This window comes from Arthrobacter jinronghuae (assembly GCF_025244825.1).
In the GTDB taxonomy this organism is placed as follows: domain Bacteria; phylum Actinomycetota; class Actinomycetes; order Actinomycetales; family Micrococcaceae; genus Arthrobacter_B; species Arthrobacter_B jinronghuae.
Genome location: NZ_CP104263.1, coordinates 308,464 through 332,966, shown reverse-complemented (window position 1 = coordinate 332,966; position 24,503 = coordinate 308,464). Strand labels below are relative to the sequence as shown.

At 65.3% G+C, this 24,503-nt stretch carries 16 protein-coding genes; 6 read left to right on the top strand and 10 right to left on the bottom strand.

From position 1 onward, the window contains the following. Positions 1-163 precede the first annotated feature (163 nt). Both N2K98_RS01620 and thiD read left to right on the top strand, forming a co-directional pair. Positions 164-817, top strand: a complete 654-nt coding sequence (locus N2K98_RS01620; RefSeq protein ID WP_255798761.1) for a TetR/AcrR family transcriptional regulator — start codon at positions 164-166, stop codon at positions 815-817. Between the two features lie 93 nt (positions 818-910). Then, positions 911-1,756, top strand: a complete 846-nt coding sequence (gene thiD, locus N2K98_RS01615) for a bifunctional hydroxymethylpyrimidine kinase/phosphomethylpyrimidine kinase (RefSeq protein ID WP_255798760.1) — start codon at positions 911-913, stop codon at positions 1,754-1,756. Between the two features lie 91 nt (positions 1,757-1,847). On the opposite strand, the gene N2K98_RS01610 is transcribed toward thiD, so the two are convergent. Continuing rightward, positions 1,848-3,371, bottom strand: a complete 1,524-nt coding sequence (locus tag N2K98_RS01610; protein ID WP_255866365.1) for a polysaccharide pyruvyl transferase family protein — start codon at positions 3,369-3,371, stop codon at positions 1,848-1,850. Next, positions 3,368-4,351, bottom strand: coding sequence for a glycosyltransferase family 2 protein (locus N2K98_RS01605; RefSeq protein WP_255866366.1), 984 nt, complete (start codon positions 4,349-4,351; stop codon positions 3,368-3,370). The genes N2K98_RS01610 and N2K98_RS01605 overlap by 4 nt, the downstream gene beginning before the upstream one ends. A gap of 291 nt (positions 4,352-4,642) precedes the next feature. Between N2K98_RS01605 and N2K98_RS01600 the strand changes: the two genes are divergently transcribed. Beyond that, positions 4,643-8,557, top strand: coding sequence for a S8 family serine peptidase (locus N2K98_RS01600; protein ID WP_255866367.1), 3,915 nt, complete (start codon positions 4,643-4,645; stop codon positions 8,555-8,557). Positions 8,558-8,674: 117 nt separating this feature from the next. Here N2K98_RS01600 and N2K98_RS01595 read toward each other — a convergent pair whose 3' ends face one another. Both N2K98_RS01595 and N2K98_RS01590 read right to left on the bottom strand, forming a co-directional pair. Beyond that, positions 8,675-9,559 (bottom strand): Fpg/Nei family DNA glycosylase, encoded by an 885-nt coding sequence (locus N2K98_RS01595; protein WP_255866368.1) that lies wholly within the window; start codon positions 9,557-9,559, stop codon positions 8,675-8,677. A gap of 32 nt (positions 9,560-9,591) precedes the next feature. Next, positions 9,592-11,091: a helix-turn-helix domain-containing protein gene (locus N2K98_RS01590; RefSeq protein ID WP_308219845.1), complete on the bottom strand. Its 1,500-nt coding sequence runs from the start codon at positions 11,089-11,091 to the stop codon at positions 9,592-9,594. Between the two features lie 145 nt (positions 11,092-11,236). Between N2K98_RS01590 and aceA the strand changes: the two genes are divergently transcribed. From aceA to N2K98_RS01575, 3 genes are all read left to right on the top strand, one after another. Continuing rightward, positions 11,237-12,535 carry an isocitrate lyase gene (gene aceA / locus N2K98_RS01585; protein ID WP_255798755.1) on the top strand — a complete coding sequence of 433 codons (1,299 nt, stop codon included), beginning with the start codon at positions 11,237-11,239 and terminating at the stop codon, positions 12,533-12,535. A 90-nt stretch (positions 12,536-12,625) separates the two neighbouring features. Beyond that, positions 12,626-14,257, top strand: a complete 1,632-nt coding sequence (gene aceB / locus N2K98_RS01580; RefSeq protein WP_255866369.1) for a malate synthase A — start codon at positions 12,626-12,628, stop codon at positions 14,255-14,257. A 131-nt stretch (positions 14,258-14,388) separates the two neighbouring features. Further along, the gene (locus tag N2K98_RS01575) at positions 14,389-15,096 is read left to right on the top strand and encodes a DsbA family oxidoreductase (protein WP_255866370.1); all 708 of its coding nucleotides are present in this window, start codon (positions 14,389-14,391) and stop codon (positions 15,094-15,096) included. On the opposite strand, the gene N2K98_RS01570 is transcribed toward N2K98_RS01575, so the two are convergent. The 6 genes from N2K98_RS01570 to N2K98_RS01545 form a co-directional block, all read right to left on the bottom strand. Beyond that, a complete protein-coding gene (locus N2K98_RS01570; protein ID WP_255866371.1) occupies positions 15,093-16,445 on the bottom strand; it encodes a M1 family metallopeptidase in 1,353 nt (450 codons plus the stop codon). The two genes, N2K98_RS01575 and N2K98_RS01570, sit on opposite strands and share 4 nt — an antisense overlap. Positions 16,446-16,502: 57 nt before the next feature. Beyond that, the gene (locus N2K98_RS01565) at positions 16,503-16,703 is read right to left on the bottom strand and encodes a hypothetical protein (RefSeq protein WP_255798751.1); all 201 of its coding nucleotides are present in this window, start codon (positions 16,701-16,703) and stop codon (positions 16,503-16,505) included. Between the two features lie 30 nt (positions 16,704-16,733). Then, positions 16,734-17,813: a hypothetical protein gene (locus tag N2K98_RS01560; RefSeq protein WP_255866372.1), complete on the bottom strand. Its 1,080-nt coding sequence runs from the start codon at positions 17,811-17,813 to the stop codon at positions 16,734-16,736. Positions 17,814-17,878: 65 nt separating this feature from the next. Next, positions 17,879-19,234, bottom strand: coding sequence for a heparan-alpha-glucosaminide N-acetyltransferase domain-containing protein (locus N2K98_RS01555; protein WP_255866373.1), 1,356 nt, complete (start codon positions 19,232-19,234; stop codon positions 17,879-17,881). A 14-nt stretch (positions 19,235-19,248) separates the two neighbouring features. Continuing rightward, positions 19,249-20,217, bottom strand: coding sequence for a 4-hydroxy-tetrahydrodipicolinate synthase (dapA, locus tag N2K98_RS01550; protein ID WP_255866374.1), 969 nt, complete (start codon positions 20,215-20,217; stop codon positions 19,249-19,251). After that, positions 20,214-24,269 (bottom strand): Pls/PosA family non-ribosomal peptide synthetase, encoded by a 4,056-nt coding sequence (locus N2K98_RS01545; protein ID WP_255866375.1) that lies wholly within the window; start codon positions 24,267-24,269, stop codon positions 20,214-20,216. Before N2K98_RS01545 ends, dapA begins: the two co-directional genes overlap by 4 nt. Between the last annotated feature and the right edge of the window lie 234 nt (positions 24,270-24,503).

The following is a 24,503-nucleotide window of genomic DNA, read 5'->3' as shown; positions in this document are numbered from 1 at the left end:
TGGCTTTCGCCGGCTGTATTAGCACTGTGCCCGCTGCCCCGGGCGGCCCGATTGGACCGCCTCCATTCTGCCATGCCCGGTCAGTTCCTGCCGCGCGCCCTATTTTGAACACGTTCAAAAGAATGGTCTACTAAACGCTGGAATTACTGCAAAGGGAGCATCATTGGCCGTCATCGCCAAGAGCGAACAGACGCGCCGGCTCCTCATCGACACCGCGCTGCGCCTCTTCGCCTCACAGGGCTACGAAAAGACCACCATGCGCGCCGTCGCGCAGGAGGCAAACGTTTCGGTAGGCAACGCCTATTACTATTTCCGTTCCAAGGATGACCTCCTCCACGAGCTATACCGATCCCTCCAGGACGAACACCGCTCGCTTGCGCTGCCGCAGATCCGGGAGGGCCACAACCTGGGCGAGAACCTGGCGGTCATTCTGTCCACGGGCCTGACCACCATGGAGCCGTACCACGCCTTCGGCACGCATTTCCTGCGCGACGCCATGTCGCCGAACCGCAGGGAGGACGGCGCCGTCGGGCGGGGGAAATCCATCGCGATGTTCCGGCAGGCGGTATCCACCGCCCGGCCGCAGCCGCCCGTGGCCATCCGCAACGACCTGCCAGAACTGCTCTGGCTGATGCATATGGGGATCACCTTCTTCTGGGTGTATGACCGTTCCCCCGGCCAGCGCAGGTCCCACCGGCTGGCCGCGAATCTGGCCCCGCTGGTGGCCAAACTCGTGATCCTGTCCCGGCTCCCGGTGGTCCGGAACATCCTGGAAGACATAGTCCGCCTGCTCCGAGGGGTCCGCCGGGACGGTTAGCCCGCAGCGGCGGCGGGGGACGACGACGGCGCGCCGTAACAGCGCGTCTTGCAAGGGTGGCCGGTTCCGCCGTTTTGGGTGGAAGATGGACCCATGTCTGCAAACACATCCACTTCTGCGGCCTCAGCCCCGGCCGTCACGCTGACCATCGCAGGTTCCGAAGCCACCGGCGGCGCCGGCGCCCAGGCCGATCTGAAGACCTTCCAGGAACTCGGCGTCTACGGCATCACCGCCCTGACCTGCATTGTGTCCTTCGATCCCAACGATTCGTGGAACCACCGGTTCGTCCCGGTGGACCCGCAGGTCATTACCGACCAGCTCGAAGCCATCATGACCGCCTATGACCTCGACACGGTCAAGATCGGCATGCTCGGCACCCCGGCAACCATCGACGTCGTCGCCAAGGCGCTGCAGTCCCAGGACTGGAAGAACCTCGTGCTGGACCCGGTGCTCATCTGCAAGGGCCAGGAGCCCGGCGCCGCGCTGGACACCGACAAGGCGCTCAAGGCCCAGATCCTCCCCCTAGCCACCTTCGTCACCCCCAACCACTTCGAGTCCATGTCACTGTCCGGCATGGATTCCATTGAGACCGTGGAAGACCTGCAGGAAGCAGCCCGCCGCATCCATGAAGCCAGCGGAGCCGTAGTGCTGGCCAAGGGCGGGGTCCGGCTGGAAGGCGACGACGCCGTCGACGTCTTCTACGACGGTGAGACCATGGAGGTCCTGCGGGCACCCAAGGTAGGCGAGGTGGCTGTCAGCGGTGCCGGTTGCACCCTCGCAGCGGCCATCACTGCCGAACTGGGCAAGGGGGCAACGCCTCTGGAAGCCGCCAAGACGGCAAAGGCCTTCGTCACCGAAGGTATCCGCAACCGCGTTTCCTCCAACGCACCGTTTGATGCACTGTGGCAGGGCAACGCCGGTCAGGGCCCGGCCCTCTAGGTTTCAGCCGAAGCGCCGCGTCCCTTCTGCCCTCTGTCGTCCATGACAGCGGCGGAAGGTACGCGGCGCTTTCCATGCACCCGCCTGCCGCTTAGGCGCGGCCGCGGCGGAACTTCGACAAGGAACTGTGCAACCCCAAAGCGGTCTGCACGGTCCTGCTGCCCGCCAACCGCTGGTGGGCCGCCTGCTCCTGCTCCAGGGCACGGTCGATAGGAGCGGTAAAGGACTGCACCCGTTCGTCCTCCGCGGTCAGCCGTGCTGCCAGGAGGGACTGCGGGTAGAACTGCCGGCGCAGCGCAGTCTCTGCCGCCACCCACTCCCCGCGGCCTTCCAGCCGGGCACTCGGCGACAGGCTTGGTGTCCCCGGCAACCCAGCAACGTCCGGCGCCGCGGCAGTATCGGCCTGCAGCACGGCAGCCACCCGATCCCACCAGATGCCTGCATCGCGGGTACGGGAATCCAGCACTGCCTTCAGGTGCTTCGCTGTTTCGGCACGCCGTTCCCATGCTTCCAGCAGCGCCTCTTCCAGGAGGCCCTGCTGCAGTGCGGGAAGCGACAGCACAAAATCAGCCATTCCCCAGTTCTCCAGGGCGCCCCGCAGGCGGGCATCGGAGTAGGCCTCCACGGACAACGCCACGGGGGCAACACCGGCCGAAAGCGCAAACACCGCCGGGTGGTAGCGGGTGGTCACCACAAGGGACGCACCCCGTGTGAGCCGGGCAGCCTCACGGGCGGCCACGACCGGCACCAGGACGGCAGGCGTGGCCATCAGTGCCGCGATTTCCGCATGCATGCCGGCGTCGGCGTCGATGTTTCCGGGGACACCCATGTGCGGAATGAACACAGCGGGCAGCTGCGTTTTGGCGTGCAGCTGATCCAGTGCTGCCGCAAGCCCACGCCGGAAGTCGTCATCCCCTCCCGGGGCAAACGTAACTGCCACGTAGCCCCCCGCCGGAGCTTCATAGCGCGGTACGGGCCGAACGGCGTCCTGCGGCACAGCGGGGCCGCCGTCATCGGGCAGCGCCGGGTCAGCGAGGAACGAGGCATCATCCAACCCGTGTGCTGCCTCCACACCCAGTTCCAGGGCAATCCGGGCAGAAGTGGATTCCCGGACTCCGACCAGTTGGGCGCCTTGAAGCATTTCGGCCAGTGTCTGGGCGTCCCGGGCTGTCAAAACCGGGCCGAGTGTCTGGCCGGACACCACTACGGGTTTGCCGAGGCTACGGGCAATGGCTGCCACCGCGGCACGCTCATACAAGAGCCACCCGTAGCGCGAGTTCAGGTTCCCCCCGCCGGCAATCAGCACGGCATCCACTGACGCCAGCTGTTCCCTCAGCGCCAGGGCAGGATCCGACTCCGGCAATGATGACGACCCGGCAAGATGCTCCTGGATGCGGCGCAGGTAGTCCTCGCGCTCAGCAGGACTCCAGGGAAACTCGAGAGTCGATACGGCGGGATGCCCGTAGCCGTCCTGCGTCTGTTCGGGGTCCCGGGAAAGCAGGACGACGTCGAACCCGCGCCCGGCCAGCTCGTCGGCAGCCGCGAGCCCCATGGCTTCGTCTCCCACGTGGTAAACGTGCTGTCCGACGTCGGCCAGCACGGCAACCCGCGTCACTTCCCCGCCCTGCCGATCAGGGAACGGATCTGCCCGGCCGCCGAACGCATCCGGCCGACCGAGCTGCTGAGACTGGTCCGCCGCACCACCGTATCTTCCAGCCGGAGGAGGGACTCATTCAATCTATGTTCCATCTCCTCCATCCGCCGGCGGTTTTCATCCAGGAGTTCTTCCTGCCGGGCCAGCAGCTTGGTCAGGTGCAGCAGGCTTCCCATACCGTGCCGGGAGATATCCTCGCGGAGGTAGGCGTCACGGACCCGGGCATCAAAACGGCGATGCGCGTCGGCCTTGTTGTTTACGCTGTTTGCACTGTCGCCGGATGCATCCGGACGCTGGCACCAGAACGCCAGCGTTTCGCCGTCGAGGAATTCCAGGGTGTGCCGGGACAGGACCCGGAGATGGAATTCCCAGTCGCCCACCACTTCGAGGCTCTCGTCGTAATACCCGAGCTCGTCGTGCAGGGACCGCCGGTAAAGAAAGGAAATGGGCACGGCTTGGTTGATCCGCAGCATGGAGCCGAGGGAAATCTGCTTCATGTCAGGCCAGAAGGGAACCGAGTCGATTTCGCGGATATCTCCGTCAGCCATCTGTTCATAGCGGATGTTTGTCCGGACCATGACACCTGCGGCAGCAGTGTCTTCCAGGCAATCCACGGTCCGCTTGAGGAAATCGGGATGCCACAGATCGTCATCATCATGAATGGCAATGTAGGTGCTTGAGCATGCCCGGATGCCCGCGTTGGAGGCAGCTTCCATGCCTCGGCTTTCAGGCCGATGAAGCACGGTAATACGTTCCCGGTACTCATCCGGGACGGCAGAAACTACTTGCTCGACGTCGGCCGGGTCGCCGCCGTCGTTAACGACGACCACAGTGAAATCACTGAAATTCTGACAGAAGATATTCTCCAGGGCCCGGGCTAGAAACAGCGGTCTGTTCCGCGTCCTGACAACAATCCCGACGGAGGCAGAATCTAAAACCACGTGGCTCCCAGCTTTGACGAACTTTCAGGCCACCTTACCAAGAAGGGTTATGCACCCGACCCGTCACAAATTACCCGTGCGTAACACGGGTAACACCGTTGACATCCCTCCTTGGAGGGATGACTCTACTAACAGTGCTGCAGCGTTCGGGGTCGCTTCTTTGGGGGGTCACTGCATTCTGAGGCACCGGATCTGCCTATCCATTTTGCCAGGTTCGCCGGTCTCGGTCACTCTGCGGAACTCACTGCCGTACTTGTCCCTGGCCCCGGCGGCCTCTTTTGAGGGAGAAGTATGAACAATCCAAACCACCGGAGAGCAGGAAAGGCAGCGCTGGCAACAGTCGCCGGCCTTGCCCTCGCCTCCAGCATGTGGGCACCGGCTGCGGCCACTGAGGGGACCGCAAACGAGGAACCGACCATTCGGGGAATCGAAACGGTTACGCCTGATTTCAAGGTCTCACCGGATCTCAAAACCAAGCAGGGCCCGGTCTCGGTTTTCGTACAGTTCAGCGGCAAAGGCGCCTATGAACAGACCCAGCCCGTCGAAGTACTCGAAGGACTCGCTGAACCGCTGAACAAGTCCGGCCAGGTGCAGGAAATCCGCAGCGGCATCGAGACTAAGGCCGAAGAAGTTGCACAGGCCGCTTCCTCGTCCATTCTTTACACCACCACCAACAGCATCCCGGGTGTTGCCATCAACGGCGACGCTGAGGCAATCAGGGCGCTGGCAGCACGCGGCGACGTCGTTAAGATCACCGGCATCGTTCCCAAGACCTTTGACAACAAGGGCGGGGATATCGATGTCCGTGCCGTGGATTCCTGGGTGCAGCGTTCCCAGACCGGTGAGGGCGTCACCATTGCCGTCCTCGACACCGGCCTGGACTACACGCACTCAGACTTCGGCGGCCCGGGCACCCAAGAAGCGTTCGAGACGGCGCAGGCTTCGCCCACTATTCCGGCAGCAGACTCAGGCCTTTACGACCCGGAGAAGTTCGCGGGCGGCTGGGACCTCGTCGGTGACGCCTACAACGCAGATCCCTCGGACCCCGCCACGTACAGCCCCATCCCCGTCCCGGATGCCAACCCCCTGGACTGCGGGAGCCACGGCACCCACGTCGCGGGAACCGCCGCGGGTTACGGCACCAACGCTGACGGAACCACATTCAGCGGGGACTACTCCACGCTCACCGGCGATCAGGTGAACGCCATGGGCATCGGCCCGGGCACCGCGCCGAACGCAAAGCTCGTCAGCGTCCGCGTCTTCGGTTGCGTGGGCTCCTCCGAGGTTGTCGGCCAGGCCCTGGACTACGTCCTGGACCCGAACGACGACGGCGACTTCAGCGACCGCGCCCAGGTTGTGAACATGTCCCTGGGTTCCGCTTTCCCCGCCTATGACGATCCCGAAAACGACATTGTCAACGCACTCACGGCCCAGGGCATCCTCTCGGTCGTGTCGTCGGGCAACTCCGGCGACATCTACGACATCGGCGGCTCCCCCGGCAGTGCAGAGACTGCACTTACCGTGGCGAACAGTGTCGGGTCCCAGACCACCCTGGACGCTGCACGCATCCTGGCTCCGACTGCAGGAACCGCCAAGGGCCAGTACACCTCCAGCTTCGACTACGCCTCCGCCGACGAGGCTGCTCTTACGGGAACCGTGGTGATGGGGCCGCAGGGCGGCAACTCCGACGGTTGCGCCGCACTGGAACCCGCGGGCGCCAATGCGGGCAAATGGGTCTGGTTGACCTGGGATGAGGACGCGGCCACCCGCGAATGCGGTTCGGCCGTCCGCTGGAACAACGCCGCAACCGCAGGCTACGCCGGCGTCGTCCTTGACTCCACCCTGAATGGCTTCTCGGCCGGCATTGCCGGAAACGCTGCGATCCCCGGCTTCCAGTTCACCCGCGAATCCAGCGAGCAGCTGCGGCCGGCCGCCGAGGCCGGGACCCTGCAGATTCAGCTCGCTCCCGAGCTGGTGGGCAGCGTGACCGGACAGTCCGGCGCGCTGGACACCCTGAACGCCAGCTCCTCGCGCGGCGTCCACGGATCCAACGGCGTGATCAAGCCCGACGTCGCCGCCCCGGGAACGCAGATCAAGTCCGCCCAGGTTGGCACCGGCACCGGCGCCTCCATCAAGTCCGGCACCTCGATGGCTGCCCCGAACGTAGCGGGTATTGCCGCACTCGTTGTGGGCGCGACGGATTACAACCCGTACGAGGTCAAGTCGATCATCATGAACACGGCGACCCACGACGTATTCGCCGGGGAAGGCGTAGTTCATGCGCCGAACCGCGTTGGATCCGGACGCGTTGACGCCCTGGACGCCCTGAGCACAAAGGTCCTGGCCTACGATGCAGAGAACCCGCGTCTGACGTCCATGAACTTCGGCGTCCTGGAAGTCGGAGCGGATCCGGTTGAGATCACGCGCACCATCACGGTTGAGAACAAGGGCGATTCACCGAAGACGTACACGCCCGAGTACCTGCCCGCAACCGACATGCCCGGCGTCAGCATCAGCGTCAGCACTGCACCCGTGCAGGTTCCTGCCAACGCTACTGTCACCGTGCCGGTCACGCTCAGCATTGCGGATCCCACCGCACTGGTGAAGCGGATCGACCCGGCCGCCGAGCGGACCCAGGGTACCGGCGCCATCGCGCGGCAGTACATCGCCGAAGAATCGGGCCGCATCCAGCTGACGAGCGAAGGATCGCCGGCCCTGCGGGTGCCGGTCTACTCCGCACCCAAGCCGACGTCCGACATGCAGGCAAGCTCCAAGATCTCGTTTGCCGGCGCAACGGACCTGGCCACTTCCGTCACCTTCACCGGTCGCGGACTGGACCAGGGTGAAGGCAGCGAGGCTTATGTTTCGATGATGACGCCGCTGGTGCTGGGCGAGGAAAGCCCGCGTAGGAGCGATCTTGACCTTGATTCCCTCTACGGCCTTGACCTGCGCAACGTCGGTGCTTCGTCCAACGTTCCGGCACTGACTGCTGCAGGGAGCGCAAACCTGAACGCGGCTGTCCTGAACATCGGATTGAGCACCTGGGAAAACTGGGCCACGATCAGCGGCAACAGCACGATCCTGGTCGAGTTGGATACCAACTCCGACGGTGTACCCAACTTCGTGGCCATCACCACCCGGATCACGGGACTCGACCAGAGCGTCTTCCGCATTGTTCCGGTGACGGGCGTCGATGCCGACGGAGAGCTCGTTTTTGGTACCCCGCTCCCGGGCTCCTACCCGGTGAACGGTACCGTGGGCGACGTCGACAGCAACGTCTTCGACACCAACGTGATGACGCTGCCGATTCCGGCCGGTTCCCTTGGCCTGGATCTCACGAAGTCACAGCCGATCCAGTACCGCATCTCCACCTCCAACGCCATCAACGTGGATGAGTCCGGCCAGGAGGTTCCGGTTGACACCACCGCGTGGATTCCGTTCAACCTCACCCAGCCGGCCGTTTGGTTCCAGAGCGCCAGCCCTGCTGCCTTCGTCTACGCGGAGGAGGACGGAGCAACCCTCACGGTCAACCGTCAGGCCAGCACCACGGACGCCAAGGCACTGTTCCTGCACCACCACAACGCCCAGGGCGTCAAGGACCAGGTCACGCAGGTGGAAGTTGCTCCGCTTCGGTTCCCGGATGTTCCGGGCACCATGTTCGAATCGGACATCAACTGGATGGCTGACCAGGGACTGACCACCGGCTATGCAGACGGCACCTACCGTCCTGCCGGTTCCATCAACCGCGACGCAATGGCAGCGTTCCTGTACCGTCTCGCGGGTTCGCCGAACTACGACGCGCCGGACGTGTCCCCGTTCACGGACGTCACTCCGACCACCCAGTTCTACAAGGAAATCTCGTGGATGGCCGAATCCGGCATCAGCACCGGTTACCCGGACGGTAGCTTCCGCCCGGTATCACCGGTCAACCGTGACGCGATGGCTGCCTTCATGAACCGGTTCGCCGGGGACAAGTGCGGGATCGACGCTGCCAAGGGCTACCAGGCTCCCGGCACGGCATCCTTCACGGACGTTCCGACTAACGACCAGTTCCACCGGGAGATCTCCTGGATGAAGGCGTCCGGCGTGTCTACGGGTTACCCGGACAGCAGCTACCATCCGGGTGAAAAGGTTTCCCGTGAAGCCATGGCGGCTTTCGTTCACCGCCTGGACACCTACACGGAAAACAACGGTGGTTGCCGCTAAGCCCGTATGGGCCTGGCACGGAAACACACCGGCAAGATAAGCAGCACACCATAAAAGCAGCGGGCCCCGGAGAAATCCGGGGCCCGCTGCTTTTGGGTCGGAAGGCCGGCCGCCAAACTACTTCAGCAGGCGGGACATCCTCCGGTCCGCCAGCAGCTTGCCGCCGGTCTGGCAGGTGGGGCAGTACTGCAGGGAGGAATCCGCGAAAGCCACCTCGCGGACCGTGTCCCCGCACACCGGGCAGGGCTCACCGGTCCGCGCATGCACCCTCATGGCCTGCCGCTTGGAGTCCTTCAATTCCGCCGCGGGACGCCCGGCCGCATTCTCGATTGCGGATTCCAGGACGGCACCCATGGCTTCGAACAACCGCTGCACCTCGGCCGGTCCGAGCTTGGCGCCGATAGCAAACGGCGACAGATGTGCTGCATGAAGGATCTCGTCGCTGTAGGCATTCCCGATCCCTGCGATAACCGCCTGGTCCCGCAGCAGCCCCTTGATCTGGCCGTGATGGGAGGCGACCAGCTCCGCGAAAGCCGCCGGGTCGACGTCGAGCGCTTCGGGACCCAGCCGGGCAATCCCCGGAACGTCCGCGAGGTCCCGGACAACGTAGACCGCCAGTGATTTCCGGGTTCCCGCCTCGGTGAGGTCAAAGCCGGGTTGCGCAGAGCCGTCCTCCGCTGCGAACCTCACGCGCAGGGCCATCGCTCCCCTGCCGGGCCGGAGCCGTCCCGGCTTCAGCGCATCGGACCAGCGCAGCCAGCCCGCCTTGGCCAGATGCATCACCAAATGCACTCCCCCGGCGGTGATCACCAGGAACTTCCCCCGGCGTTCGACGTCGGACACCGGGCCCGTGTAGAGCTCCTCCAGCGGCACCGCAGCTGTTTTCAGTACGGGGAAAGACAGCACTTCGACGTCGTCGATCGCCATTGCGGGGGCATCGGGCGGGAGCAGCTTTGACCGCAGGTAATCAACCAGTCCCTGCACTTCGGGCATCTCGGGCATGGCCCTACCCTAACGGCGGTGCGGTGGTGGCGTCACTGTTCCGAGTGCGCCTGCAGGAACGAATACACCTCGGTCTCGTCCACACCGGGGAAGGCGCCGGGCGGCAGGGCAGCCAGCAGGTGCGAATGTGCCCGTGCGCTGGGCCAGGCAAAGCCGGACCACTCCGACGCCAGCTCCCCGGGAGGGGTGCGGCAGCAGTCCGGATCGGGACAGCGGGATTTGGAACGTTCCGTGGTGTCCCGGCCCCGGAACCACTTCACGTGCTGGTACGGCACCCCGATGCTGAGCGAAAACTTGCCTGCCGATCCCCGCTCCGTGCGGGCCGTGCACCAGTAGGTGCCGGCCGGAGTGTCGGTGTACTGGTTAAACGCGCTGAACTGGTCGGGTACGGAAAAGACTTCCCGGGAGGTCCAGTACCGGCAGATCGGCTGGCCCTCAATGGCGCCGGTGTGGTCCGCAGGGAACGTCACGCCGTCGTTCTCGTAGGCCTTGTAGACAATGCCGCTCTCGTGCACCTTCTGGAAGTGGGTGGGAATGCCCAAATGCTCGGTGGCGAGATTAGTGAACCGGTGTGCGGCGGTTTCATAGGACACCGCGAAGGCGTCACGGATATCCTCCACGGCAATTTCCTTGGCGGCCTTGGCCCGCTGCAGGAACTCGACCGTGGCCTTCTCCGGCAGCAGCAGCGCGGCGGCGAAGTAGTTCGTGGCCACCCGCTGGCCCAGGAACTCGCCGTAGCTGCTGGGAGTCTGGTGCTGAAGCACGTAGTGCCCCAGTGCCTGCAGCAGCACCGACCGCGGATCGTGGTCCGAACGCTGTGACTGGGTCAGGTAGATGCGCCGGTTCTTCAGGTCGGTGACCGAGCGCGTGGAGTGCGGCAGGTCGTTGACGTGGTGCAGGCTGAAGCCCAGGTGCGCCGCAATATCGGCGATCACGTGCTGGGACAGCGGACCGGACGTGTGCCCCACCGAATCCAGTACCTTCTGCGCTTCCGCCTCATATTCCGGGAAGTAGTTGTTCCGCTCACGCATCATGGCCCGCAGTTCACCGTTGGCCCGGCGCGCTTCCTCGGGGGTGGCTACCTGCTCGTTGAGCCGGCGTTCCAGTTCGGCCTGCAGCCCCACCAGGGATTCGAGGACGTCGATGGGCAACCGCGAACCGATCCGTACCTTCGGCAGGCCCAGGGAAGCGTAGAGCGGGCCGCGCTGCGCCCGCTCGAGCTCGATTTCCAGCGCGGCACGCCGGCTCGGCGGCTCCGAGCCCAGCAGGGAATCGATGCTGACATCCAGCGCAGCGGCCAGCGACTGCATCATGCCGAGCTTCGGCTCCCGCTTGCCGTTCTCGATCAGGGACAACTGGGACGCCACGGTTCCGACGGCGGCCCCCAGGTCATCGAGCGTCATGCCCTTGGCTTTGCGCAGGTGCCGCACGCGGCGGCCGAGGCTGATGACGTCCAGCGTGCGCTCGGCATCGGGCCCCAATCCGCCCTTCGGGGAGTCAGGAGCGGGTCTATTCCATGTAGTAGGCGTCACATTTTCAGATTACGCGAAGAATTGCGTTTCTTTCCATAGAAAACCCCTAGAAGAGGGGTTGTTGTTGGCACAGGCTTAGTTCACAGCAGGAAATTCCGGTTTGAAGCGGACCGGAACGAATGAATGATTTCAAGGAGATAAAAGCATGAGCCAGGACCAGTTCACCGCCCCCACAGCAGAACAGCTCACTTCCGACTGGGAGACCAATCCCCGCTGGGACGGCATCGAGCGCGACTACACCGCCGACGACGTCGTGAAGCTGCGTGGCCGCGTCCAGGAAGAGCACACGCTGGCCCGCCGCGGTTCCGAAAAGCTCTGGGACCAGCTGCGCAACGCCGGCGATGAGGGCTACACCAACGCCCTCGGTGCCCTCACCGGCAACCAGGCCGTCCAGCAGGTCAAGGCCGGGCTCAAGGCCATTTACCTCTCCGGCTGGCAGGTAGCCGCCGATGCCAACAACTCCGGCCACACCTACCCGGACCAGTCCCTCTACCCGGCGAACTCGGTTCCCACCGTGGTCCGCCGCATCAACAACGCCCTGCTGCGCGCAGACCAGATCGAATTCGCCGAAGGCATCCAGAGCGTCGAGGACTACCTGGTGCCGATCGTGGCTGACGCCGAGGCCGGCTTCGGCGGCCCGCTGAACGCCTACGAACTGATGAAGGCCATGATCACCTCGGGCGCCTCGGGCGTTCACTGGGAAGACCAGCTTGCCTCGGAGAAGAAGTGCGGCCACCTCGGCGGCAAGGTCCTCATCCCCACCGGCCAGCACATCCGCACCCTGAACGCCGCCCGTCTCGCGGCCGACGTCGCCGGCACACCCACCGTGGTCATTGCCCGCACCGATGCCGAGGCAGCCACCCTGATCACCTCCGACGTCGACGAGCGGGACGCCGAGTTCATCACGGGCGAGCGCACAGCCGAAGGCTTCTACAAGGTCCGCAACGGCATTGAGCCCTGCATCGCCCGGGCCAAGGCCTACGCCCCGTACTCGGACCTGATCTGGATGGAAACCGGCACGCCGGACCTGGAGATGGCCCGCAAGTTCGCCGAGTCCGTCCGATCCGAATTCCCCGACCAGATGCTGGCGTACAACTGCTCGCCGTCCTTCAACTGGAAGAAGCACCTGGACGACGAGACCATCGCCAAGTTCCAGCGGGAACTCGGTGCCATGGGCTTCAAGTTCCAGTTCATCACCCTGGCCGGCTTCCACGCCCTGAACTACTCCATGTTCGACCTGGCCCACGGCTACGCCCGCTCGGGCATGAGCGCCTACGTGGAACTGCAGGAGAAGGAGTTCGGCTCCGAGTCCCGCGGCTACACCGCCACGAAGCACCAGCGTGAGGTCGGCACCGGCTACTTCGACGCGATCGCCACGGCACTGAACCCCGAAGGCAGCACCCTGGCCCTGGCCGGCTCCACGGAGTCCAGCCAGTTCCACTAAACCCCGGTCCTGCGGGGGCGCCGGCTGCATCCGCAGCGGCGCCCCCGCGGCATCACCGCCACAGTCTTGAAAGACCACAAGGAGAACGCCATGAATGACCCGATCACCCTGAACGGCATTTCCCTCACCGCTCCCGTAGTGCGGCGGCAGGAGGAAATCCTCACCCCGCAGGCGTTGGACTTCGTCAAGGCGCTGCACCGGGCCACGGCCACCCGGCGGCAGGAACTCCTTCAGCAGCGTCAGACCCGCCGGACGCAGATTTCCAACGGTGCGGACCCGACGTTCCTGCCCGAAACCCGGAGCATCCGCGAGGACGACTCCTGGCAGGTGGCCCCCACGGCTCCCGGGCTGGAGGACCGGCGGGTGGAGATCACCGGACCGGTGGACCGGAAGATGACCATCAACGCCCTGAACTCCGGCGCGAAGGTGTGGCTGGCGGACATGGAGGACTCCTCCACGCCGTCGTGGTCCAACGTGATCAACGGCCAGTTGAACCTGCGCGACGCCCTGGACCGCCGCATCGACTTCACCTCCCCGGAGGGCAAGGAATACCGGGTAAAGAGTGCCTCCCTCACCGAGCTGCCCACCATCGTGGTGCGCCCCCGCGGCTGGCACCTGCCCGAAAAGCACATGCTGGTGGACAACACCCCGATTGCCGGCGGCCTCGTGGACTTCGGACTGTACTTCTTCCACAACGCCCAGCGCCTGATCTCCCAGGGCCGCGGTCCCTACTTCTACCTGCCGAAGATTGAAAACCACCTCGAGGCGCGGCTCTGGAATGACATCTTTGTCCTGGCCCAGGACCTGCTCGGCATCCCGCAGGGAACCATCCGCGCCACGGTCCTGATCGAAACCATCACCGCCGCGTTCGAGATGGAGGAAATCCTTTACGAACTGCGGGACCACGCTGCAGGCCTGAATGCCGGCCGCTGGGACTACATCTTCTCGGTCATCAAGAACTTCCGGACCCGCGGACCCCGGTTCGTGCTGCCGGACCGCAACATGGTCACCATGACCGCACCGTTCATGCGTTCCTACACCGAGCAGCTGGTCCGTGCCTGCCACCGCCGCGGTGCCCACGCCATCGGCGGCATGGCCGCCTTCATCCCGAACCGCAAGGACGCCGCAGCCAACGACGTCGCCATGGAGAAGGTGCGCGCCGACAAGACCCGCGAGGCCGGCGACGGTTTCGACGGATCGTGGGTGGCGCACCCGGACCTGGTCCCCGTGGCCATGGAGGTGTTCGACGGGGTGCTCGGCGACCGGCCCAACCAGCTGGAGAAGACCCGCGAAGACGTGGTGCCCAACGACAAGGCACTGCTGGACATCGCTTCCACGCCGGGCGTCATCACCGAGGCCGGCATCCGCAGCAACATCGAGGTGGGTATCCGCTACATCGAGTCCTGGCTGCGGGGCAACGGTGCGGCCGCCATCAACAACCTGATGGAGGACGCCGCCACCGCGGAAATCTCCCGCTCGCAGATCTGGCAGTGGATCCACTGCTCCGCGCTGACCGATGAGGGCGACGTAGTGACTCACCAGTGGGTGGAGGAACTGCTCGATGAGGAGTTCACGAGCCTGCAGCGCTTCGAGGGTGACCGCTTCGACGACGCCCGCGAACTCTTTGAGGAAGTCGCCTGCGGGGAGCATTTCCCCACCTTCCTCACCGTGCCTGCCTACGCCCGCTTCCTGCATGAATCGCAGGAGCTGGCCACGGCATAGCCGCTTGGGGGCGGCGAGGCGGATACCGCTTCAGTATCCGCTTCAGCAAGGGCCGGGAATCATTACCGCATGTGCTCGATTCGTTGGGCACCGCGGGAATGGCTCCCGGCCCTTTGCGCGTTGCACCCGGTATGAAGATTGATATCTGGTCCGACATTGCCTGCCCGTGGTGCTACATCGGCAAGCGCCGCTTCGAGGCAGCCCTCGCCCGATTCCCGCACCGGGACCAGGTGGAAGTCCACTGGCACAGTTTCCAGCTGGACCCGTCCCTGCCCGACCACTTTGACGGCACCGAGGTCGAGTACCTCAGCGAGCGCAAGGGCATCGACCCCGAACAGCTCGCCGGCATGCTGGACCAGGTAACCGTCCAGGCCGCCGGCGAGGGACTGTCCTACGACTACGACTCCCTCGTAGTGGCCAACAGCTTCAACGCCCACCGCCTGATCCACCTGGCCAAGGCGGAAGGCGGGCCCAAGACCGCCGACGCCGCCAAGGAAGCGCTGCTTTCGGCCCACTTCGAAAAGGGCATGAACATTGGGTCCGCCGACGACCTGGTGCAGATCGGCACCGGCATCGGGCTGTCCGCGGACCGGGTGAAGGCCGTACTGGCCACTGACGAATACGCCGACGCCGTCAATGCTGACATTGCCCAGGCACGGTCGCTGGGGATCAGCGGCGTCCCGTTCTTCGTGCTCGATGACAAGTACGGCATTTCCGGTGCGCAGCCTGCCGACTTGTTCTCCTCGGCCCTGGAACAGGCTTGGCAGGAATCCCATCCGCTGGTGAACTTGACGCCGGTGTCAGCAGACGGACCGGCCTGCGGCCCGGACGGCTGCTAGGCCCGGAAAGGAACCTCCGGGACCGAGGGCTCGAACAACCACGGCCCCAGCAGGCCGTTGGCCGAAACACCGGCGGAGGCATATGCCTTGTCGGCGAGGTCTAAAAAGTCGCGGGTACCGGCACAACTGTGCCGGTACTTCTGCGTCCACTCCTGCAGCAGCTCGAAAAAGATCCCGTCGCCGGCGCTGCGCCGCAGGATGTGCAGGGTCAACGCTCCGCGCCGGTAAACCCGTTCGTCGAACATGGCCGCCGGCCCGGGATCGGCCAACTGCAGGTCCTGCCGCTGATGCTGCAGCCACTCCAGATCCACCGCGGCCCGCTGGTCGCTGCTGACGCCGTCGGCCGCCTCTGCCCACATCCACTCTGCGTAGGTTGCGAAGCCCTCGTGCAGCCAGATATCCCGCCACTTGCCGGCCGTAACCGAGTTGCCGAACCACTGATGCGCGAGTTCGTGGGCCACCAGCGAAGCCGAGGCCGGCCCCAGATGGTTGCGTCCGAAGACGGACACCGACTGCGCCTCCAAAGGGATTTCCAGCTCATCATCGGTCACCACCACCGTGTACCGGCCGAAGGGATAGGGCCCGAACCGGGAGGCAAACAGCGTCATCATGGCGTCCTGCCGGGACAGCGCGGCCCGCGCCCGGTCGGCCAGGGACGGGGGTGCGACGACGGACTGCGGTACGTCGCCCGGCAGATCCAGGCATTCGTACCGGCCAATCTGAACCGTCGCCAGGTAGGTAGACATCGGCTCGGGCTGTTCGAAGACCCAGGTCTCCCGGCCGCGGCGGTCTTCGTGGGAGACCAGCTCTCCGTTGCACGTCACCCGGTAGCCGGACTCCACCGTCACGCTGATCCGATAACGCGCTTTGTCCGCTGGCAGGTCGTTGCAGGGAAACCAGGACGGAGCCCCCGTCGGCTGACCCGCAACGAGGGCACCGTCGGCCAACTCCTCCCAGCCGATATCGCCCCACAGGCCGTTGCCCGCGCGCGGCTTGCCCCGGTACCTGATGCTCAGCCGAAAGCTGTCACCGGCCTTCAAGTCCCGACTGGGCGTTATCGCCAGCTTGCCGCGTCGCTGCCGGAAGGAACGGACGTCCACCGGAGTTCCGGCGCACCAAAGCAGCACTTCTTCCACCCGTATCGGCCGGTCCAGGTCCAGGGTGAGCTGTTCAATGTCGACCAGGGCCGAGCCGGCAAGGCGCGCCTGCCCCTTCAGCCGGTTGAGGCCGACGTCGTAATCAAGTGTCAGGTCATATTCGTTGATGCTCAGCTCCGTGGAGCCGGACGCGGGCGTATACGGGTCGGGCGTCTGGTGCTGATGTTGGCGGTGGGATCCGGTCTGCCACATGGCCGACATCCTGACACGGCGCGGCGATTTCGCCACGGGTAGCGTGCGGAACCGGCCTTATAGGTCGTTTTCCGCGTCCTGGGCGTATTGGCGCCACCGCTGCCGGTCCGTTTCGGACAGGTCCTCCCAGTCGGGTGCCGGAGGCATCCACAACCCCGGGAGGAGGGCCGCGCGTTCCTCGTACAGCAACCTGCCCTCATCCGCTGCGTCGTCGGGGTCCGTCCAGGCTGTCCCCTCGGCGGCAGGTGTCTGGTTCACCCTTAAACTCTAAGCGACACCGCTAACGCATCAGGGCTTACGCGAAGAAACGTCCTCCCGCGGTTTCCTTTCACGCTCACTGTCCAGCGGCGAATCCAACGGCGAATCCAGCGACGAATCGAGCGACGGGTCCAACGGTCGGTCGAGCGGCAGGGACGCGCCTGCCGGCGGGATTTCCGCCGGCGGGGACCACCCCGTATGGGCCCGTGGCCTTGCCGCAGCCTGACGGTCCGACGCCGCCGTCTTGGCGAATGAGTCAGCGCTCGGCGGAGCGCGCCGCGGTTTCCGTTGGCGCCCGGCCCGCTTGAATGCGAGCCGAATCAGCAGCCCCAGAGCCGCCAGCACGCCGAGGGTCATCAGCACGTGAGTCAGCGTCTCCAACCTTTGCTCGACTGCCGCTGCCTTCTCTTCTGCCCTGGCCGCAGCGGCAGCGGCAGCTTCGGAAGCGGCAGTGGACGCTGTGAAAACGTCCTCCACGGTCCCCATAACGATGCGGTCGCCCGGGACGGCCCCGCGCAGCAACCGTGTGACCGTGGCCAGGTCCGTGGAAATGCAGCCCCACGTTGGCGCGTACCCGGCATGGAAGAAGATGGCGAAGGAGGCACCCTGCCGGGTCGGCATATCCGGCTGGCGGTTCCAGTTGATCACGGCTGCCTGCTCATAGAGGCCCTGCTCCATGTACCGCCAAAGGTTCTCGTCTGCGCCTTCGCCTTCCCCTTCGAAGTACTGGTTATAGTTCTCCCCGTGCTTCCCGCCCCACCGGGAGGAGGGTTTCAGCTCGTGATATTCCAGTTCCGTGCCCGGGTTGCTGCGGCCGAGCGCCTCGGTGAAGCTGAAGGACCCTGTCGGTGAATACAAGGTGTTCTCCCACATGCTGCCCGGGGGTGCAAAGCCGTTGCGGCCGCTGAAGCCCCAGGACTGCCATTCCTGTACATAGGCCCCGTCCTCGAAAACGCAGCCGGTGAGGCGGGTTTCCGTAGCTCCGTATTTTTCCGCCGTCGCGAAAGTGACGCGCTTGGCTTCACGGACGGAGTAGCGGACTTCCCCCGCGTTGAGCCTCGCACAGGGGTCGTGCTCCTGCTCGGCACCGGCCGCGGGCAGAGCAGGCACTAAAAGGGCAGCAAGCAGCGCCGCGGCTGCCGCAAGCCCGAGACGGCGTGCATGACTCAACAGCATCAACTGCGCTGACGGGCTCGGTGGCGGGCCCTGCCTTCCGGCACCGGCGGAGCTGGCGGGTAGGACGGGGCGGGCGGGTACGCCACTCCGCGCGGTTCCGACGACGACGGGGCAGGCGGCTCTGTCGTCGTTCCCGCAGCCGCTGGATTTATCGGCGACGTCCGGCTCTCCCGCGGATCTCCCAGGCGCGCCAGGTATTTGTTCCGCGCCCACTTCGAGGCTTCGGCAACTCCCTTTTCCAGCGGACCCTGGGCCGCGTACCGCAGCCAGATGGAGGCGAAGGCCGAAATGATGACCAACTGGAGAATCATTGCCGGCACTGGCTGGTCCGCCAGCAGGCCGGTGGCCAGGAGGATCAGGTGCAGGGAGTACAGGGTCAAGGTCATCTTTCCCAGCAGAGCCAAGGGCCACAGGAACCGCCCGCGGGCGCCGCCCAGCAGCAGCACCCCCAGGAACGCGGCCGAGGTGCCGATGGTGTTGGCCAGCACCAGCGGCGTACTGGAATAGGGAGCCAAGGAGGCAAGCCACCACCAGGAATCCGTCGGCAGCACCGGATCCGGCCCCCAGATCAGGATGTCCCCAACGATTTCCTCCGGGGCCGAAGTCCATTCCGACGTCGCGTCCACCAGCTGTTGCCGCCCGCCGATGGGGCCGAGGATGAGGGCGGAAAGGACGGCTGTTGCAAGGGCAAGGGCGACGCCGGCCACCAGCAGCCGAATCTGCACCGCCCGCTCGGCCAGGTCCAGCCGGCCGATAGCCAGTCCGACGCAGACGTACGCCATCCAAGGCAGTGCGGGATACGTACCGGAAAGAAGGACCTGGCCAATGACACCGCCGGGGGCTTCAACGAGCGTGGAGAAGTTGGGTTCCACCCCGCCCATGTCCGGCAGCCAATCCCTGGTGACCTGCATCAGGACAGGGGCGGCGGCGGCAATACCCGCAGCAAGAACGAGCAGGGTCCGCACACGCAGCCCGAGCAGCGGAAGGGCGAGCAGGAACATCACGCCGTAATAGACGAGGATCACCTGTGCGTTGACGGCGAGGTAGCCGAGAAACAGCCCGATGACGGTGATGAGGGCAGCGCGCACCGCAAGTCCATACCGGGCGGCAGCCATCTTCCGTCCCCGCGGAGGGTGCTTGCCGCCGGACATAAAGGCCAGCGATATCCCGGCGAGCAGTGCAAAAAGCGCGGCTCCCCGGCCGGCGAACAGAAGCCAGGTGAGCGTGGGGGCGAACTCCTCATTCCAGGCGGGCAGGATGTGGATCGCCATCATGGCAATCAACGCCGCTCCCCGGGCAGCATCGACACCGGTCACTCGCCGTTTGCCCACCGCTGCCTGAGACGACCCGCTCATGCTTCCCCCTTTGCTCAATACACCCGTGCCAGAGCATCAGGGACTGCGGGGCCGGACGCAAGCGTAGTCGGCAACCCCGCTGCGGTGAGGTCTGCCACAAGCAGGTCCGTCTCCTCTTCGCTCAGGTCGGTCAGCGGTCCCCTGACGGGGCCGGCGGGCAGCCCCAGTTTCCGAAGCGCGGCCTTGGCCGATGCTGCGCCGGGGCACCGGAACATACCGGTGTAGATCGGCAGCAGGTCACGGTGAATCCGCAGCGCGTCATCCACCCGGCCCTGCCGGTACGCGACTGTCAGGGCACGCAGTCGGTTAGCGGCGACATGTCCAACCACCGAGACGACGCCGACAGCACCAACGGACATCAGGGGCAGATTCAGTGCGTCATCACCCGAGTAATAGACCAGCTCGCTGTGCTTCATGACCCAGGATGAGGAGGCGAGATCTCCCTTGGCGTCCTTCACCGCCACGATATTCGGATGCCGGCCGGCCGTCACCAAGGTCTCGGGGGCAATTGCGACGCCGGTGCGGGCGGGGATGTCGTAAAGCATCACCGGCAGGTCGGTGCTGTCCGCAATGGCCTCGAAGTGGCGCAGCAGGCCTTTTTGCGTGGGGCGTGAATAGTAGGGGGCAACCACCAGCAGTCCGTCTGCCTTCTGCTCTGCCGCAGCCCGGGCCAGCTCGATGCTGTGCCGCGTGTCGGTGGAGCCCACCCCGGCGATAACCCGCCGTTCGGTGCCCGCGGTGACCCGTTTCGCCGAATGGATCATCGACGCTTTTTCCCAGTCCGAGGTAGCGAAGGACTCCCCGGTGGTGCCGTTGACCACCACGCCGTCGTTCCAACCGGTCCGCAGCAGCCATCGGGCCAGCTCCTCGGCGCCGGCCTGATCCAATTGGCCGCGCTCGTCCATGGGCGTGACCATTGCGGTGAGCACGGTGCCGAATTGTCGGGAGACCGTTGTTCCTGTGTTGCCCGTAGTTGTACTCATAGTCCTGCTCCTACAGTTTTGTATTCAATCGACTTGCGGTGACGGGCACGGCGTTCCATCGGGCGGCTCTGGCCCCAATGCGCCAAGGGGTTGCCGCACCAGGCGCTGTTCACGGGGACGCTTTCCCCGCGCATCACCAACGAGCAGCCTCCGACGGTGCCGCCCTCTTCGATGGCACTGCCCGGCAGCACGATGCTGTTGGGTCCCAGCGTGGAACCGTCGCCCAGGGTTACTTCGTCCAGGCGCATGATCCGGTCATGGAAAAGGTGCGTCTGCAGTACCGTGCCGCGGTTGATGCTCGCTCCGTCGCCCACCTGTATCAGGTCGAATTCCGGCAACCACCACGTTTCGCACCAAACGCTGCGGCCGATCCGTGCACCCATCCAGCGCAGCCAGGCGTTGAGCATCGGGGTGCCCAGACTCATCCGCACCAGGCCGGGAACGGCCAGGGATTCCGAAAACACGTCCGCCAGCTCATTCCGCCAGACAAACGAACTCCAAAGCGGGTGCTCCGAAGCCTCGAAACGGCCCACCAGCAGCCACTTCGCCATGACGGCAATGAGCGCTGCTGCGATCCCGCTCAGAAGGAGGACCGGGCCGGACCACAGGACGGCCGTGAGGAACCCGAAGGCGTCGTACAGTCCGGCCAATGCCCAGACGGTCAGCAGGGCCAGCCAGGCCGTGATCACCGCCGGCAGGATCCTGCATGCTTCAACCGCGCTTCGGGCAACCAGCAGTCGTCGGGGAGGATCGTAGGTCCGTGCGGTGTCCCCCACCTGCACCGGCCGCGGAAGCTCCACCGCCGGACGCCCGAACCAGGAAGTACCGGCCGGCATGTTCTTGGGGACTGAGGAAAGCACCGCAATCAGGGAGTTATCCGGAACGTGCGTGTCCGGCCCGACGATCGCCGAATTCCCCACAAAGGACTGTTCCGCGACACTCGCCTGGCCGAGGTGCAGCCACCCCTGGCGCACTCGCCGCGCGGACACCATGGAGTGGTCCGCCAGGAAGGTCCGGTCCTCCAGCCGTGTCAGGTGCGGGACGGTTTCCATGGTGGAAATCTCCACGTGGCGCCCGACCTTCGCTCCCAGGAGCCGCGTCCACACCGGCGTGAGCACGCTGGCGTAGATCGGATACATCGTAATGAGCGACCGGCTAAGCATCACGTTGCTCAACCAGGACGCCCAGCCTGTCATGCCGTCCGCCGGGTGCATGCCTTCGGGCATTAGACGGGCGGTACCGCGGACCACGGCGGCGGTGAGTGCGAGGAACATCAGCATGGAAATCACCACGAAAACCGGTGCCCAGGCGGCCAGGATCCACAAGGCGTCCGTGAAGGAGGAAACCCCGTTCAGCAGCCACAGCATCAGGGCGGATCCGGGCGCTATGGAAAGGAGGTTCAACAACGCGATGCCAGCCAGGGAAGCCGGGTAGAGCAACCGTACTCTGCGGGATTCCGACGTCGGTGCTGCTTCCGTGGGCCACCCCGCTCCGGCGCTACCGGTCTTCCGCATCTGGGATCCCGCCCACAGTTCATTTGCGGGAATCTCCCCGGAAACCAGGGTCCCCGGTTCCGTTTCGGCTCCGCGGCCCACTTTCGCCCCGCCCATCAGCGTGGACCGTGCACCGATCCGCACGTCTTCGCCGATCTGCACGCGGCCGATGTGGAGTTGTCCGCCTTCAATCCAGTGGCCCGCCAGGTCTACTTCATATTCGATGGAGGACCGGTCGCCTATCGACGCAAAACCGGTAACGGGCGGCATGGCGTCAAGGTGCACGCCTTCGCCGATGTTGCAGCCCAGCCGGCGGGCATACCAAATGCCGAGCGGGGATCCCATGATGGGCTCGAGCTTGCAGTACGTCACTATCCGTTCCGCTGCCCACAGCCTCAGGTGGGTGCTGCCGCCGCGCCGATAAATGCCGGGGCCTATTCCCAAGAGCAGCAACCTGCTCGACACCACCGCGGCCACCATCCGTGCCGGCAGGCTGTACAGGGCCAGCCAGGCCGCGAGGGTGGGAACTACTGGTGGATCCGGCGTCCAGGGACTGCCCACTACATGGAACATCACCATGCACACGATGGCGATACCGGTGACGTACCGCAGGCCCGTGATCCCGTAGAGGGCCACGATCAGCGGTGCCTGCACCAGCCCCAGCCACCAGGGCGACTCGGGGGTTTCACGGACGTCCAGGGTTGAGTCGCGCAGTGACGTCAAATGGTCGGACATCGTGCTCAGCGTCGGATGCTCGTAGATATCGGCAACCGAGACCTTCGGATAACGTTCCCGCAGTGCAGAGACCAATTGGGCTGCAGCCAGGCTCGCTCCGCCCAGGGCAAAGAAATCGCTTTCCTCGGTCAACGGCAGCGGTCCCAGCAGATCGGTCCACCGCTGGCCCAGCCAACGCAGATCGGCGTTGAGCTCCACCCGGACGTCGGTCGGCGTTTCCCTAACCGGCAATGGCCAGGGCAGGGCCTTGCGGTCCACTTTCCCCGAGGCCTTCATCGGCAGCTCATCGACGATTCCCAGCGACGGGACGATGGATGCCGGCAGGTTCTGTGCCAACTGGGCCCGTGCGGCACCCAGGTCCAGGGTGGCCCCGGCCGCCGGGACCAGATATCCAGCCAGCACCCGGTTTCCGGACTGGGTGGAATGGACGGCGGCGGAAGCCGCGGCCACGCCCGGCAGCCGGCTCAGGGCGTCGTCAATCTCGCCGAGCTCAATCCGCCGGCCGCCCAGTTTGATCTGCTCATCCACGCGCCCCAAAAAGACGAGGCCTTCCTGGTCTGCGCGGACGTGGTCTCCGCTGTAGTAAGCCCGTTCCCACCCGAGGGCCGGAAGCGGGGTGAATTTTTCGGCGTCCTTCTCCGGGTCGAGGTACCGCGAAACACCTACACCGCCGATGACCAGTTCACCCACTTCCCCCCAGCGCACGGGGTTCCCCTCTTCGCCGATGACGGCGAGGCTCCACCCGTTCAGCGGCAGTCCGATCCGGACGGTGGACTGTCCGTCCAGAAGCGCACCGCAGGCAATAACCGTGGTTTCCGTGGGGCCGTAGGTGTTCCAGACTTCCCGCCCGGGGGCAGCCAGGCGCCGGACCAGCTCCTCCGGGCAGGCTTCACCGCCGAAAATCAGCAGCCGCACGCGGTCAAGGGTCTCGGTGGACCAGTGCGCGGCAAGGGTGGGCACTGTTGAAACGGCAGTGATTCTCCGTTCGACCAGCCAGGGGCCGAGATCCGCTCCGGACCGCACCACGGAACGAGGGGCCGGAACCAGGCACGCACCGTGGGCCCATGCCAGCCACATCTCCTCACATGAGGCGTCAAAACTGACCGACAGGCCGGCCAGGACCCGGTCCCCCGGGGAAAGCGGGGCGTTGACGCAGTAAAGCGAGGATTCGGCATCCACCAGGGCAGCCGCGGAGCGGTGGGTCACGGCCACGCCCTTGGGCTTGCCCGTGGAACCGGAGGTGAAGATGATCCACGCATCGTCCTCGGGGTGCGGCTGGGGGCTGTGCCCGCCGCTGGGGACGCCCTGGAGCAGGTTCAGCTCCAGCCCTGCTTCGATAACCGCGCAGACTCCGCCTTCGGCCCACACCGTCTCGGCCCGGCCGGCCGGTTCGTCCGTGTCCACCGGAACATAGGCGGCCCCGGAGTACAACACACCGAGAATGGCGATGTACAGGTCCACGGATCCGGAGGGGACATAGATTCCTACCCGGTCACCGGCACCGATGCCGCCGGCCCACAGCCGCCTTGCGAGCGCCTGCACCCGCAGTTCAAGTTCGGCGTAGCTCAGGGAAACGGTTCCGTCATCGATGGCGGGCGCGCCTGGATAGGCGGAGACCGTTTCGGTGATGATGTCGACCAGGGTGCGCTGCTCAGGTGTGCGGCCGCCGTGAAGGACCGCCAATTCCGCGGGAACGGGATTCTGGCTTGCTGCTGATGGTGCCCTTTCGGGAAGGGGTGGTGCGGTCTTGCTGCCGAAGGCGGCAGAGTGCTGGATGGTTGATGGTCGTGCCGCCACGTCTTGCGGGTTTTCGGGCGTGTTCATAGAAAGCAGTTCTCCCTGCTGGTACATCTCATATCCGTGGTCGAGGGACCACAACCTGGGCCCGGCGACGGCCGGGGCGATGCAGGGAAGCCTAGAAAATTCACAGCGGATTCACATGAGTACCCCAGAGCTGCAGGAGTCCATCCGGTACGGGGTTAATTACTCCCCCGCCTCCGCGGCTACTCGGATCACTACTCAACTTAGAATTCGTTCCGCGGGCGTCTCGCGTCAGCA